Origin of the sequence: Pseudomonas sp. p1(2021b), from assembly GCF_020151015.1 — a bacterium.
GTDB classification, from domain to species: Bacteria; Pseudomonadota; Gammaproteobacteria; order Pseudomonadales; family Pseudomonadaceae; genus Aquipseudomonas; species Aquipseudomonas putida_K.
The window spans coordinates 5,098,377-5,112,244 of sequence record NZ_CP083746.1 but is presented as its reverse complement, the minus strand read 5'-3'; the positions used below and the strand labels follow the sequence as shown (position 1 = coordinate 5,112,244).

Genomic DNA, 13,868 nt, shown 5'->3' with positions numbered 1-13,868 from the left:
CCGTTGGGCTGGGAGGCATTATGGAGCAAGTTGTGTGCCGGGCGGGACGAACCTGCGCCCCTGTGGAGGGCGGGCATAAAAAAAGGGCCCAAAGCGTTGCTCGGGCCCTTGAAAGGTTGAGAGGTGTCTAGTCCCTCGACCTGGTGAGACGTTTCAAGCCGTCGGTTACGCCTTCAGCGGAACCAGACGTGGGGCGATCATGTTCTCTGGGCGCAGGATGTCGTTGAGCATCGCTTCGTCCAGCAGCTGTTCCTCGCGCACCAGTTCCAGTACGCCGCGGCCGGTTTCCAGGGCGACGCGGGCGATACGGGTGGCGTTTTCGTAGCCGATGTACGGGTTCAGGGCGGTGACCAGGCCGATCGAGTGCTCGACCAGTTCACGGCAGCGCTGCTCGTTGGCGGTGATGCCGACGATGCAGTGCTCGCGCAGCATGTCCATGGCGCGCTGGAGCAGGCGGATGGAGTCGAAGATCTTGTAGGCGATCAGCGGTTCCATGACGTTGAGCTGCAGCTGGCCGCCTTCGGCGGCGACGGTCAGGGCCAGGTCGTTGCCCATGATGGCGAAGGCGACCTGGTTGACGGCTTCCGGGATAACCGGGTTGACCTTGCCTGGCATGATCGAGCTGCCTGGCTGGCGAGCCGGCAGGTTGATCTCGTTGATACCGGTGCGTGGGCCGCTGGACAGCAGGCGCAGGTCGTTGCAGATCTTCGACAGCTTGACCGCGGTACGCTTGAGCATGCCGGAGAACAGTACGAAGGCGCCCATGTCGGAGGTGGCTTCGATCAGGTCGGCAGCCGGGACCAGTGGCTGGCCGCTGATGGTCGCCAGGCGCTGCACGGCCAGGGCCTGGTAGCCTGGGTCGGCGTTGATGCCGGTACCGATCGCGGTACCGCCCAGGTTGATCTCGGTCAAAAGCTCAGGCGCCAGGGAACGCAGACGGTTCAGGTCTTCGGTCATGGTGGTGGCAAAGGCGCGGAATTCCTGGCCCAGGGTCATCGGCACGGCGTCCTGCAGCTGGGTGCGGCCCATCTTCAGTACGTGGTCGAATTCCTTGCCTTTTGCAGCGAAGGCCTGGATCAGGCTGTCGAGGCTGGCCAGCAGGGCATCGTGGCCCAGCAGCAGGCCCAGACGGATGGCCGTCGGGTAGGCGTCGTTGGTCGACTGCGCCATGTTCACGTCGTTGTTCGGGTGCAGGTACTGGTACTCACCCTTCTTGTGGCCCATGGCCTCCAGCGCGACGTTGGCGATGACCTCGTTGGCGTTCATGTTGGTAGAAGTACCAGCGCCGCCCTGGATCATGTCCACCACGAACTGGTCGTGGTATTCACCGCGGATCAGGCGGGCACAGGCCTCGCTGATGGCAGCGTGCTTGGCATCGCTTAGGTGGCCCAGCTCACGGTTGGCGTCGGCAGCGGCCTGCTTGACCATGGCCAGGGCCACGACCAGCTTCGGGTAGTGCGACAGCGGAACACCGGAGAGGTGGAAGTTGTTGGCAGCGCGCAGGGTCTGGATGCCGTAGTAGGCATCGGCAGGGACTTCAAGGGTACCAAGCAGGTCTTTTTCGACGCGGAACGATGCAGCGGAGGACATGACGGATATCATCTCGATTTAAACCCGGCACCAGCCGGAATGGCGCCAATCCTAGGCCTGGGCGGATTTTGCGGCCAATGCTGTTGCACGCTAACCTATGCGCAAACGGCATACCGAATCATGTGACGCCAATTGACAATCGAGCGTGTCCCATTTTGGTGCACGCTGGGAGATCGCTTCATGAACCTCGAAAGCAAGTGGCTGGAGGACTTCAGTGCCCTGGCCGCTACCCGCAGTTTTTCCCAGGCGGCGGAACGCCGTTTCGTGACCCAGCCAGCGTTCAGCCGGCGGATCCGTAGCCTTGAGGCTGCCTTGGGCCTGACCTTGGTGAATCGTTCCCGCACGCCCATCGAACTGACCGAAGCCGGGCAGCTATTTCTCGTCACGGCGCGCACCGTTGTCGACCAGTTGAGCGAAGTTCTGCGGCATTTGCATCATCTGGAAGGTGGGCAGGGCGAAGTGGTGCAGGTGGCGGCGGCACACTCCCTGGCGTCGGGGTTCTTCCCACGCTGGGTCGCCCAGTTGCGCAACGATGGCTTGAACATCGCCACCCGCCTGGTCGCCACCAACGTAGGTGATGCGGTGCATGCACTGCGCGAAGGCGGTTGCGACCTGATGCTGGCCTTCTATGACCCGGACGCCGCCCTGCAGATGGATGCCGAGATCTTCCCCTCGCTGCACATGGGCACCACGGAAATGTTGCCGGTGTGTGCGGTGGGGGCCGACGGCAAGCCGTTGTTCGATCTCGAGGGTGAAAGCAGCGTGCCATTGCTGGCCTACAGTGCCGGTGCGTTCCTCGGACGTTCTGTCAACCTGCTGCTGCGCCAGCGCAACCTGCGCTATACCACGGTCTATGAAACCGCCATGGCCGACAGTCTCAAGAGCATGGCCCTGGAGGGCATGGGTATCGCCTGGGTGCCGCGACTGTCGATGCGCGGCGAGCTGGAGCGCGGAGAGCTGGCGATCTGTGGGGGCAGCCAGTGGCACGTACCACTGGAAATCCGCCTGTACCGCTGCGCCCTGGTGCGCAAGGCCAACGTACGCTTGCTGTGGCGCAAGCTCGAGGGTGGCACGGCAGCCGTGTCAGTTGACTCAAAAGTCAGCCAAACCCCCGAAAAATAAGGCCGACAGTTGGTCGCCGGGGTGCCTTTACGGCACTGCCTTACGGTATACTGCGCGGCCCCTGGACCGGATCGATCCGGTCACTGATCAGCAAACAAGCCACGCCGGTCGTCCCGCGTGGCTTGTTGTTTTTTGACGCGCCCGCGGGCGCACAAGCGAAGAGGCTCGACGATGAGTGCACTGGTTGGCGTGATCATGGGCTCCAAGTCCGATTGGTCCACCCTTAGCCACACCGCCGATATGCTGGAAAAACTCGGCATTCCCTACGAGGTGAAGGTGGTTTCCGCCCACCGTACCCCGGATCTGCTGTTCCAGTACGCCGAGGAGGCCGAAGGCCGTGGCATCGAGGTGATCATCGCCGGTGCCGGCGGCGCTGCCCATCTGCCAGGCATGTGCGCTGCCAAGACCCACCTGCCGGTGCTGGGCGTGCCGGTGCAGTCGTCGATGCTGTCGGGTGTCGATTCGCTGCTGTCGATCGTGCAGATGCCGGCAGGCGTGCCGGTCGCCACCCTGGCCATCGGCAAGGCCGGCGCGATCAACGCGGCATTGCTGTCGGCGAGCATCCTGGGCGCCAAGTACCCGCAGTACCACGCGGCACTCAAGCAGTTCCGCACGGAGCAGACCGAAACCGTCCTGGACAACCCGGACCCGCGCCAGGCCTGAGGCTATCAACATGAAGATCGGTGTAATCGGTGGCGGCCAGCTGGGCCGCATGCTGGCCTTGGCGGGAACGCCGCTGGGCATGAACTTCGCTTTCCTCGACCCCGCCCCGGACGCCTGCGCGGCGCCCTTGGGCGAGCACGTGCGGGCCGACTACGGCGACCAGGACCACCTGCGCCAGCTGGCCGACGAAGTCGACCTGGTGACCTTCGAGTTCGAGAGCGTCCCGGCCGAGACCGTGGCCTTCCTCTCGCAGTTCGTCCCGGTCTACCCGAGCGCCGAAGCCCTGCGCATCGCCCGTGACCGCCTGTTCGAGAAGAGCATGTTCCGCGACCTGGGCATCCCGACGCCGGCCTTCGCCGACATCCTCTCCCAGGAAGACCTGGACGCCGCCGTGGCCAGCATCGGCCTGCCGGCGGTGCTCAAGACCCGTACCTTGGGCTACGACGGCAAGGGCCAGAAGGTCCTGCGCACTGCCGACGACGTGGTGGGCACCTTTGCCGAACTGGGCAGCGTGCCGTGCCTGCTCGAAGGCTTCGTGCCATTCACCGGCGAAGTTTCGCTGGTGGCCGTGCGTGGCCGCGATGGCGAAACCCGCTTCTACCCGCTGGTGCACAACACCCATGAAAGCGGCATCCTGCGCCTGTCGGTGGCCAGCCAGGCGCACCCGCTGCAGGCCCTGGCCGAAGATTATGTCGGGCGTGTGCTGCAGAAGCTGGACTACGTGGGCGTGATGGCCTTCGAGTTCTTCGAGGTCGACGGCGGCCTGAAGGCCAACGAGATCGCGCCGCGGGTGCACAACTCCGGGCACTGGACCATCGAAGGCGCCGAGTGCAGCCAGTTCGAGAACCACCTGCGCGCCGTTGCCGGCCTGCCGCTGGGCTCCACCGCCAAGGTCGGCGAGAGCGCCATGCTCAACTTCATCGGCGAAGTGCCGGCGGTGGACAAGGTCGTGGCCATCGAGGGCTGCCACCTGCACCACTACGGCAAGGCGTTCAAGGTCGGCCGCAAGGTTGGCCATGCCACCCTGCGCTGCGCCGACATGGCCACGCTCAAAGGCAAGATCGCCGAAGTCGAAGCGCTGATCGCCGGCTGATTGAACCTCTGCCCCGGCAGGCCCTCTGAAATGGCAACAAGCCAAAGCGCTGTCTAGGCTTTGGCTTGTTCCATTTCATTGCAGAGGGATCGCCATGGGTATCATCGGAACCATCTTCATCGGCCTCATCGTGGGCCTGCTAGCCCGCTTCCTCAAGCCTGGGGATGACAGCATGGGCTGGATCATGACCATCCTCCTGGGCATCGCCGGCTCCCTGGTCGCCACCTACGGCGGGCAGGCCCTGGGTATCTACCAGGCGGGCCAGGCCGCCGGTTTCGTTGGCGCCCTGATCGGCGCCATCGTGCTATTGGTGATCTACGGATTCATCAAGAAACGCGGGTGACTGGTTTAGAATGCCCGGCAATTCACCCGAGTTGCCGAGCATTCTCCATGCGTGCGTTTTTTCTTGCTTCCCTGTTGTTGGCCAGCACCCTGGCCCATGCCGAACTGCCCGAGACCGACTGGCTGGAGCTGATGCCCAAATCGGACCAGAAGGCGCTCGAGCAGATGCCCGAGATCGACCACAACTCCCCCGAGGCCATGGGTACCTTCACCGACAAAGGTGGGCTCAAGCAGGCCAAGGGGTTGCCGGCGGTGATGTATTCGACCAAGACCGTGGCGGCCATGAACGGCAGGCAGATCCGCCTGGGCGGGTATCCGGTGCCGTTGGAGAGCGATGCCAAGGGCAACAGCACGCTGTTCTTCCTGGTGCCGTACCCCGGCGCCTGCATCCATGTGCCACCGCCGCCACCGAACCAGTTGGTGCTGGTGCGCTATCCCAAGGGGCTGAAGATCGACGATATCTACACGCCGTTGTGGGTCAGTGGGACGCTGAAGGTGGAAAAGGTCAGCAATGACCTGGCGGATGCGGCCTATGCCATGGATGCGGGGAAGGTGAGGGTGGTAGAAGACGCCGACCTCTGATTTTTCAGTGGCGCCCCTTCGCGGGTAATGCACGAACCCTGTGGGAGCGGGTTTACCCGCGAAAAGAGTCAGAGCGCCTCGCTGCCGATGGTGACGCTCAGCACGTGGCTTGCCCCGGGCGCCAGGGTCACCACGTCATCCCACACGTTCGCCGTCTCGATGCACAGCATCCGCTGCCAGCCATCATCCGCCATGTCTGGCAACGCCTTCGCGCGGTCGGCCCAGGGGTTCCAGATCACCGCAGAACGCGAACCGGCGCTGTGCAAGGTGATGCGGCGGTTCCAGTGCGGGTCGACGATCTTCAGTACGGCAGGACTTGCAGGTAGATGCGGTCGGTTTCCCCGGCAAAATCCAGCGCGCCATGTTGCTGGCGCAGCGCCCAATCGGCCAGGGTTTCGATATAGCCCAGGTTCTCCACGCCTTCGACGCGTACCTGGCGCACATCGCTCACGGCGAAGTAACTGTGCAGCGCTTGGCTGAGGGTGACGCTGTCATTGCCCATGTTCTGGCTGCGCAGGGTCATCTTCAGCTGCGTGCCCATTTCGATCAGCAGCTTGAGCTCGACGTCATGGGGCCAGCCGGGCAGGTCGCCCTGGGCCTCGGGCAGGCTGAACTCGATGCGCAGGCCTTCGTCCGCTTCCTCGATACCCAGCAGCTGCCAGTCACGGGTGCGGGCCAGGCCATGGGCGGGTGCCTGTTCGCCGTGGTACATGGCTTGGACGGCCTGAGGGTTGCGCTGCAGGTTGCCGAACCAGGGCCAACACACCGGCACGCCGGCGCGTACCGACTTGCCCTGGCGGAAGATGGCCTGGTCGCTGAGCCACAGCAGCGGCGGCTCGCCCAGTCGCTGATAGCTCAGGACCTGGGCGCCCTGTTGGGCGATCAGCAGTTCTGCATGCGCGCTGGTGATGCGCCAGCAGTTGAGCTCGCCGTGTTGTTCCGTTTCGACCTGGAAGGTAGCCATTGCGCTTGTCTCGTTGGGATGCAAATGAGGCCTTGGACCTCATGCCTTGCAACGAGTTTAACGCGCCTGTGGCTCAGCGACGAGGGACGGAGCGGGTGCGGCCACTGCCATCGATGGCGACGAACACGAAGACGGCTTCGGTGACCTTGCGCCATTCGCTGGACAGCGGGTCGTCGCTCCATACTTCCACCATCATCTGGATGGAGCTGCGGCCGATTTCCAGGGTCTGGGTATAGAAGGACAGCTGCGCGCCCACGGCGACCGGTACCAGGAACGCCATGCGATCGATGGCCACGGTGGCGACACGGCCACCGGCGACGCGGCTGGCCATTGCCGTGCCGGCCAGGTCCATCTGGGCTACCAGCCAGCCGCCGAAGATATCGCCGAAACCGTTGGTTTCGCGCGGCAGGGCGGTAATCTGCAGGGCCAGGTCGCCCTGTGGGATGGGATCTTCTTGTTCGAGCTCAATCATGCGGTGGGGCCTCGGACCCGTGACGCTTCGTTGGTTGGCGCAAAGAACGGACGCCGGGAAAACGATTCAGCTGAAAACATACTACGCTGATTTCGCTTCGGTGGGCGGCCAAAGGGAAACTCTGCGAAACCGCCTGAAACACTTGACCGGCGTTTTCGCACAACATCCCATGAGAGGCGCAACCTTTTCCTACGAGCGGCCAGTATATAGACCTGAACAGCCAGCGACGACCGTGCATTCATGAATATCTGTATGGATTTTGTACCGCTATGAGTCGCCTGCGGCAATTTGTTATCTTCGCCGGCGACATCCTCCAGAAGCCGCATGACAAACGGCCTGCACGACAATAAAGAGAAAAGCCATGACCTCCGTGCCGAGCAGTATCGAGCAGCCTTCGCGGCCGCTGACCCGCAGCGACTATAAAACCCTTTCCCTGTCCGCCCTTGGCGGAGCGTTGGAGTTCTACGACTTCATCATCTTCGTGTTCTTCGCCACGGTAGTCGGCAAACTGTTCTTCCCCGTCGACATGCCTGAGTGGCTGCGGCTGATGCAGACCTTCGGCATCTTCGCCGCCGGCTACCTGGCCCGGCCGCTGGGCGGCATCATCATGGCGCATTTCGGCGACCTGCTCGGGCGCAAGAAGATGTTCACCCTGAGCATCTTCATGATGGCGGTGCCGACCCTGGTCATGGGCTTGCTGCCGACCTATGCACAGATCGGCCTGTGGGCGCCGATCCTGCTGCTGGCGATGCGCGTGGTCCAGGGCGCCGCGATCGGTGGCGAGGTGCCAGGGGCCTGGGTATTCGTCTCCGAGCACGTGCCGGCCCGTAACACCGGCTATGCCTGCGGCACGCTGACCGCCGGCCTGACCTCGGGCATCCTGCTCGGTTCGTTGGTGGCCACTTTGATCAACACCCTCTACAGCCCCGATGAAGTGGCGGCCTATGCTTGGCGTATTCCTTTCCTGCTGGGCGGCGTGTTCGGGCTGGTAGCGGTGTACCTGCGGCGCTGGCTGCATGAGACACCGGTATTCGCCGAGATGCAGCAACGCAAGGCTTTGGCTGAAGAGCTGCCGTTGCGCGCGGTGCTGCGCGACCACCGCGGCGCGATCATCCTGTCGATGCTGCTGACTTGGTTGCTGTCGGCGGCCATCGTCGTGATCATCCTCATGACCCCGGCGCTGCTGCAGAGTCTCTACCAGGTCAGCCCCACCGATTCACTGAAAGCCAACAGCCTGGCCATCGTGCTGCTGAGCGTCGGCTGCGTCGCAGCCGGCAGCCTGGCCGACCGTTTCGGCGCCGGGCGGGTGTTCGTGGTGGGCAGCCTGCTGTTGCTCGTGTCTTCGTGGGTGTTCTTCCACAGCCTGCCGAGCCGGCCTGACCTGTTGTTCCCGTTGTATGCGATCACCGGCCTGTGCGTGGGGATCGTCGGCGCGGTGCCCTACGTCATGGTCAAGGCGTTCCCGCCGGTGGTGCGGTTCAGTGGGCTGTCGTTCTCCTACAACCTGGCCTACGCGATCTTTGGCGGGTTGACGCCGATGGTGGTCACGGCGCTGCTGAAGTTCAGCCCGATGGCGCCGGCCTATTATGTGGCTGGGCTGTGTGCCGTTGGTCTGTTGGTGGGGGTGTATCTGGTAGCGAACAAGCGTTGATAGGCCGGGGGCGCTTTGCGCCCCTTTCGCGGCACAAGGCCGCTCCTACAGAACCGCGCTGCCTTGTGCCGCGACGGGGTGCGAAACGCCCCCTCACATCCTTGCAACATCCTGCAAAGGCCATCCCGGTTTCCGGTGATGGCCTTTCATCCAATTGTCACATTCGAGTCATAGAGTGTTCATGCGGCCTGCAGATACTTGGGCCCGTTCCATCTCACACCCCAAATATTCCTGCTAGGAGTTAGGCATGAAACTGAAGCGTTTGATGGCGGCCCTCACGTTCGCCGCCGCTGGCGTCGCTACCGCCAATGCGGTTGCCGCCGTCGATCCTGCAATCCCGACCTACACCAAGACCACTGGCGTATCGGGCAACCTCTCCAGCGTCGGTTCCGATACCCTGGCGAACCTGATGACTCTGTGGGCCGAGGCCTACAAGAAGGAATATCCGAACGTAAACATCCAGATCCAGGCTGCCGGCTCCTCCACCGCGCCACCCGCGCTGACCGAAGGTACCGCCAACCTCGGCCCGATGAGCCGCAAGATGAAGGACGTCGAGCTGCAGGCCTTCGAGCAGAAGTACGGCTACAAGCCGACCGCCATCCCGGTCGCCGTCGACGCCCTGGCCGTGTTCGTGCACAAGGACAACCCGATCAAGGGCCTGACCATGGCCCAGGTCGATGCGATCTTCTCGTCTACCCGCCTGTGCGGCGCCAAGGCCGACGTCAAGACCTGGGGCGACATCGGCGTGACCGGCGACCTGGCCAACAAGCCAATCCAGCTGTTCGGCCGCAACTCGGTATCCGGTACCTATGGCTACTTCAAGGAAGAAGCCCTGTGCAAAGGCGACTTCAAGCCTAATGTCAACGAACAGCCTGGCTCGGCTTCGGTCGTGCAGTCGATCAGCAGCTCGCTGAACGGCATCGGCTACTCGGGTATCGGCTACAAGACCGCCAGCGTCAAGACCGTGCCCCTGGCCAAGAAGGAAGGCGGCGCGTTCGTCGAAGACAACGAAGCCAACGCCCTGAACGGCACCTACCCGCTGTCGCGCTTCCTGTACGTCTACGTCAACAAGGCCCCGAACAAGCCTCTGGCCCCGCTGGAAGCCGAGTTCGTCAAGCTGGTGCTGTCGCAGGCTGGCCAGCAGGTCGTGGTGAAGGACGGCTACATCCCGCTGCCGGCCAAGGTGGTCGACAAGACCCTGGCTGACCTGGGCCTGTCCCACGCCGGTAACGTTGCAAAAAAGTAAGTAACTGAGGAAGGGGCCGGTGCTTGATGCCTGGCCTTTTCCACGAATTCCCAGTCCGAAGCCAGGGCTCCTGAGCGGCGGGCTTTTTTGCGTCACTGCATTGTCATGTTTTTGTCATACGGGACCGCTAGGGTGTGCGCATGAATGATCTGGCCAACTCCACAATGACCCAAAATTCTCCCCCCGTGCGGATTGACTTCAATACGCCCGAGCTGCAACGCAAGCGGCGCCTGCGTGCGCTGAAGGACCGCCTGACCCGCTGGTACGTACTGGTGGGCGGGCTTGCCGTGCTGGCAGCCATCACCTTGATCTTCTTCTACCTGGCCTATGTGGTGCTGCCACTGTTCCAGGGCGCCACGCTTTCCAGCAAGAAGGCCCTGGAGCCGACCTGGCTGCAACAGGACGCCGGCAAGCCGCTGATGATCGCCCTCGAGGAGCAGAACCTCGTGGGCATGCGCGTTTCCGACAAGGGCCAGGCGCTGTTCTTCGACACCAAGACCGGTGCCGAGGTCAAGCGCATCGACCTGCCGCTGCCGGCAGGCGTCCAGGTAGCCTCGATCAGCGCCGACCAGCCGGGCAGCCCGGTGGTGGTGCTGGGCCTGTCCAACGGCCAGGCGCTGGTGTTCAACCACAGCTACAAGATCACCTACCCGGACAACAAGAAGACCATCACCCCGGCCATCGACTTCCCGTATGGCCAGCAAGCGTTCACCCTGGACGACCAAGGCCGTGCCCTCGAACACGTCAGCGTCAACGTCAACGGTGACACCTTGCTGCTGGCCGGCTCTACCGGTTCGCACTTGCAGGTGGTCGAGCTGACTCGCGAAGAGAACATGATGACCGGCGAGGTCACCAGCGAGCAGACCCGCATCGACCTGCCGCAGATGACCGAGACGGTCAAAGCCATTTTCATCGACCCGCGCCAGCAGTGGCTGTACGTGGTCAACGGCCGCGCCACCGCCGATGTCTTCAGCCTGCGCGAGAAGAGCCTGAACGGGCGTTACAAGCTGTCCGAGGACGGCGATACCGAGATCACTGCCAGCGCCCAGCTGGTCGGCGGTATCTCGCTGATCTTCGGTGATTCCAAGGGCGGCCTGAGCCAGTGGTTCATGGCCCGTGACCCGGATGGCGAGTCGCGCTTCAAGTTGATCCGCAGCTTCCAGATGGGCAAGGCGCCGGTCGTACAGATCGATGCCGAAGAGCGTCGCAAGGGCTTCATCGCCCTGGACAGCGCAGGCCAGCTGGGCGTGTTCCACAGCACCGCGCACCGTACCCTGCTGGTCGAGCCGGCTGCCGAAGGTGCCGGTATCCTGGCCCTGTCGCCACGCGCCAACCGCATCATCATCGAACAGGGTGGCAAGCTGCTGCCGCTGAGCCTGAAGAACCCGCACCCTGAAGTGTCCTTCAGCGCGCTGTGGGGCAAGGTCTGGTACGAAAACTACGACGAGCCGAAGTACGTCTGGCAGTCCACCGCGTCCAATACCGACTTCGAGCCCAAGCTGAGCCTGTCGCCGCTGACCTTCGGTACCCTGAAGGCCGCGTTCTACGCGATGATCCTCGCCGCGCCGCTGGCCATCGCCGCAGCCATCTACACCGCCTACTTCATGGCCCCAGGCATGCGCCGCAAGGTCAAGCCGGTGATCGAACTGATGGAAGCGATGCCGACGGTGATCCTGGGCTTCTTCGCCGGCCTGTTCCTGGCGCCGTACCTCGAAGGCCACCTGCCGGGCGTGTTCAGCCTGTTGCTGATCCTGCCGGTCGGTATCCTCGTCGCCGGCTTCTCCTGGAGCCGCCTGCCCGAGTCGATCCGCCTGCGCATCCCGGATGGCTGGGAAGCGGCGATCCTGATCCCGGTGATCCTGGTGATTGGCTGGTTCGCCCTGTACATGAGCCCGTTCCTCGAGACCTGGTTCTTCGGCGGCGACATGCGCCTGTGGATCACCAACGACCTGGGTATCACCTACGACCAGCGCAACGCCCTGGTAGTCGGTATCGCCATGGGCTTCGCGGTCATCCCGAACATCTACTCGATCGCCGAGGACGCCGTGTTCAGCGTGCCACGCAGCCTGACCCTGGGCTCCCTGGCCCTGGGCGCGACGCCCTGGCAGACCCTGACCCGCGTGGTCATCCTCACCGCCAGCCCGGGTATCTTCTCGGCGTTGATGATCGGCATGGGCCGTGCGGTGGGCGAGACCATGATCGTGCTCATGGCCACCGGCAACACCCCGGTCATGGAGCTGAACCTGTTCGAAGGCATGCGTACCCTGGCCGCCAACGTGGCCGTGGAAATGCCCGAATCGGAAGTCGGCGGCAGCCACTATCGTGTGCTGTTCCTCGCCGCCCTCGTGCTGCTGTTGTTCACCTTCATCATGAACACCTTGGCCGAGCTGATTCGCCAGCGTCTGCGCAAGAAATACTCGTCGCTTTGATAGAAAGGTAGAGATCCGTGAAAAAGGATTCCCTCAAAGGCTGGTTCAAGAGCGGCGCCCCCGGCGTCTGGATCAGCGGTGGCGCGGTCGCCATGGCGGTGATCATGACCGTCGGACTGCTTGCCGTGATCGCCGTCCGCGGCCTGGGCCACTTCTGGCCGGCCGACCTGATCCAGGCCACCTACAAGGTGCCAGGCCAGGGTGACCATGTGATCATCGGTGAGGTGGTGCAGAAGGAAGAGGTGCCACGCGCCCGCCTCAAGGGTGCCGGCCTGCCGGTGCCGGACGAAGGCCCGGAGTTCATGACCCGCGAGCTGGTCAAGGTCGGTAACCGCGACCTCAATGGTAGCGACTTCACCTGGCTGGTCGGCGAGTGGCTGGTCGACCAGCAGAAGCCTGCCGACCTGATCGCCCTGGAGCGTCGCGAATGGGGCAACTTCTACGGCTACCTGGTGAGCGTCAAGGAAGAAGGCCGCGTGGTCGCCGAAGGTGCGGGTGCCTGGGCCGAGCTGCAGGCGCGCCTCAAGCGTGCCGACCAGCTGGCCTCCGAGCTGCAGACCCTCGAGAAGAAAGACATCGGCGCCATCAACCATGGCCTGGAGCGCTTGCGCTTGCAGACCCGCAAGCTGGAGCTCGACGGTAAGCTGGACGCCGCTGCCCAGGCTGACATCGAGGCCGACCGCGCCGAGCTGAACAACCGCTACAAGGCCATCGAAGAGCGCCTGACCGGCCTGCATCAGGCCTTCTCCCGCGACAGCCTGGTGGCCCGCGACGGCAACGGCCGTGAAGTGGAGATCAACCTGAGCAAGGTGGTCCATGCGTACCAGCCCAACGGCATGTCGGCCATGACCAAGATGGGCGTGTATTTCAGCAAGGTCTGGGAGTTCCTCAGCGACGATCCGCGTGAAGCCAATACTGAGGGTGGTATCTTCCCGGCCATCTTCGGCACCGTGATGATGACCCTGATCATGGCCGTGATCGTCACCCCGTTCGGCGTGCTGGCGGCGGTCTACCTGCGCGAATACGCCAAGCAGGGCCCGGTGACGCGCCTGATCCGCATCGCCGTGAACAACCTCGCTGGCGTACCGGCGATCGTCTACGGCGTGTTCGGCCTGGGCTTCTTCGTCTACGTGCTGGGCGGCTCGATCGACCGGCTGTTCTTCCCCGAGGCGTTGCCGGCCCCGACCCTGGGCACCCCGGGTCTGCTGTGGGCCTCGCTGACCCTGGCATTGCTGGCCGTGCCGGTGGTGATCGTGGCTACCGAGGAAGGTCTGGCGCGGATCCCGCGTACCGTGCGCGAAGGCTCCCTGGCCCTGGGGGCGACCAAGGCCGAGACTCTGTGGAAGATCGTCCTGCCGATGGCAAGCCCGGCCATGATGACCGGCATGATTCTCGCCGTGGCCCGTGCTGCGGGGGAAGTGGCACCGCTGATGCTGGTCGGTGTGGTGAAACTGGCACCGTCGTTGCCGGTGGACGGCAACTACCCGTACCTGCACCTGGACCAGAAGATCATGCACCTGGGCTTCCATATCTACGACGTCGGCTTCCAGAGCCCCAACGTCGAGGCCGCGCGGCCGCTGGTGTATGCCACCGCGCTGCTGCTGGTGCTGGTGATCGCCACCCTCAACCTCTCGGCGGTGTGGATCCGTAACCACCTGCGCGAGAAGTACAAGGCCCTCGACAGCTGATCCTGATTGCAAGCGTGCCGCCCGTG

General features: G+C 63.7%; 11 protein-coding genes and 1 pseudogene. 9 read left to right on the top strand and 3 right to left on the bottom strand.

The window, feature by feature from the left end:
- Positions 1 to 165 precede the first annotated feature (165 nt).
- On the bottom strand, positions 166 to 1,590 hold the full coding sequence (gene aspA / locus K8374_RS23750; RefSeq protein ID WP_084855303.1) for an aspartate ammonia-lyase: 1,425 nt from the start codon (positions 1,588 to 1,590) through the stop codon (positions 166 to 168).
- A 180-nt stretch (positions 1,591 to 1,770) separates the two neighbouring features.
- On the opposite strand from aspA, the gene K8374_RS23745 reads away from it, so the two are divergent.
- The 5 genes from K8374_RS23745 to K8374_RS23725 all read left to right on the top strand — a co-directional run bounded on the left by K8374_RS23745 (position 1,771) and on the right by K8374_RS23725 (position 5,392).
- Positions 1,771 to 2,712 (top strand): LysR substrate-binding domain-containing protein, encoded by a 942-nt coding sequence (locus tag K8374_RS23745; RefSeq protein WP_224457443.1) that lies wholly within the window; start codon positions 1,771 to 1,773, stop codon positions 2,710 to 2,712.
- 171 nt (positions 2,713 to 2,883) lie between these two features.
- Entirely contained in the window at positions 2,884 to 3,375 is a 492-nt protein-coding gene (gene purE / locus K8374_RS23740) for a 5-(carboxyamino)imidazole ribonucleotide mutase (protein ID WP_043209945.1), read from the top strand.
- Positions 3,376 to 3,385: 10 nt separating this feature from the next.
- Positions 3,386 to 4,468 carry a 5-(carboxyamino)imidazole ribonucleotide synthase gene (locus K8374_RS23735; RefSeq protein ID WP_224457442.1) on the top strand — a complete coding sequence of 361 codons (1,083 nt, stop codon included), beginning with the start codon at positions 3,386 to 3,388 and terminating at the stop codon, positions 4,466 to 4,468.
- A gap of 94 nt (positions 4,469 to 4,562) precedes the next feature.
- On the top strand, positions 4,563 to 4,811 hold the full coding sequence (locus K8374_RS23730) for a GlsB/YeaQ/YmgE family stress response membrane protein (protein WP_084855307.1): 249 nt from the start codon (positions 4,563 to 4,565) through the stop codon (positions 4,809 to 4,811).
- Between the two features lie 47 nt (positions 4,812 to 4,858).
- Positions 4,859 to 5,392, top strand: coding sequence for a DUF3299 domain-containing protein (locus tag K8374_RS23725; RefSeq protein WP_084855308.1), 534 nt, complete (start codon positions 4,859 to 4,861; stop codon positions 5,390 to 5,392).
- A 68-nt stretch (positions 5,393 to 5,460) separates the two neighbouring features.
- On the opposite strand, the pseudogene K8374_RS23720 reads toward K8374_RS23725, so the two are convergent.
- A pseudogene (locus K8374_RS23720) lies at positions 5,461 to 6,356 on the bottom strand (D-hexose-6-phosphate mutarotase).
- Between the two features lie 73 nt (positions 6,357 to 6,429).
- Positions 6,430 to 6,828, bottom strand: a complete 399-nt coding sequence (locus K8374_RS23715) for an acyl-CoA thioesterase (RefSeq protein WP_003253317.1) — start codon at positions 6,826 to 6,828, stop codon at positions 6,430 to 6,432.
- Between the two features lie 361 nt (positions 6,829 to 7,189).
- Between K8374_RS23715 and K8374_RS23710 the strand changes: the two genes are divergently transcribed.
- From K8374_RS23710 to pstA, 4 genes are all read left to right on the top strand, one after another.
- Positions 7,190 to 8,479, top strand: coding sequence for an MFS transporter (locus K8374_RS23710; protein WP_224457441.1), 1,290 nt, complete (start codon positions 7,190 to 7,192; stop codon positions 8,477 to 8,479).
- Positions 8,480 to 8,726: 247 nt separating this feature from the next.
- Positions 8,727 to 9,725: a phosphate ABC transporter substrate-binding protein PstS gene (locus K8374_RS23705; protein ID WP_196155900.1), complete on the top strand. Its 999-nt coding sequence runs from the start codon at positions 8,727 to 8,729 to the stop codon at positions 9,723 to 9,725.
- Between the two features lie 140 nt (positions 9,726 to 9,865).
- Positions 9,866 to 12,154 carry an ABC transporter permease subunit gene (locus K8374_RS23700; RefSeq protein WP_224457440.1) on the top strand — a complete coding sequence of 763 codons (2,289 nt, stop codon included), beginning with the start codon at positions 9,866 to 9,868 and terminating at the stop codon, positions 12,152 to 12,154.
- Between the two features lie 17 nt (positions 12,155 to 12,171).
- Positions 12,172 to 13,842 (top strand): phosphate ABC transporter permease PstA, encoded by a 1,671-nt coding sequence (gene pstA / locus K8374_RS23695; RefSeq protein WP_196146543.1) that lies wholly within the window; start codon positions 12,172 to 12,174, stop codon positions 13,840 to 13,842.
- Positions 13,843 to 13,868 lie beyond the last annotated feature (26 nt).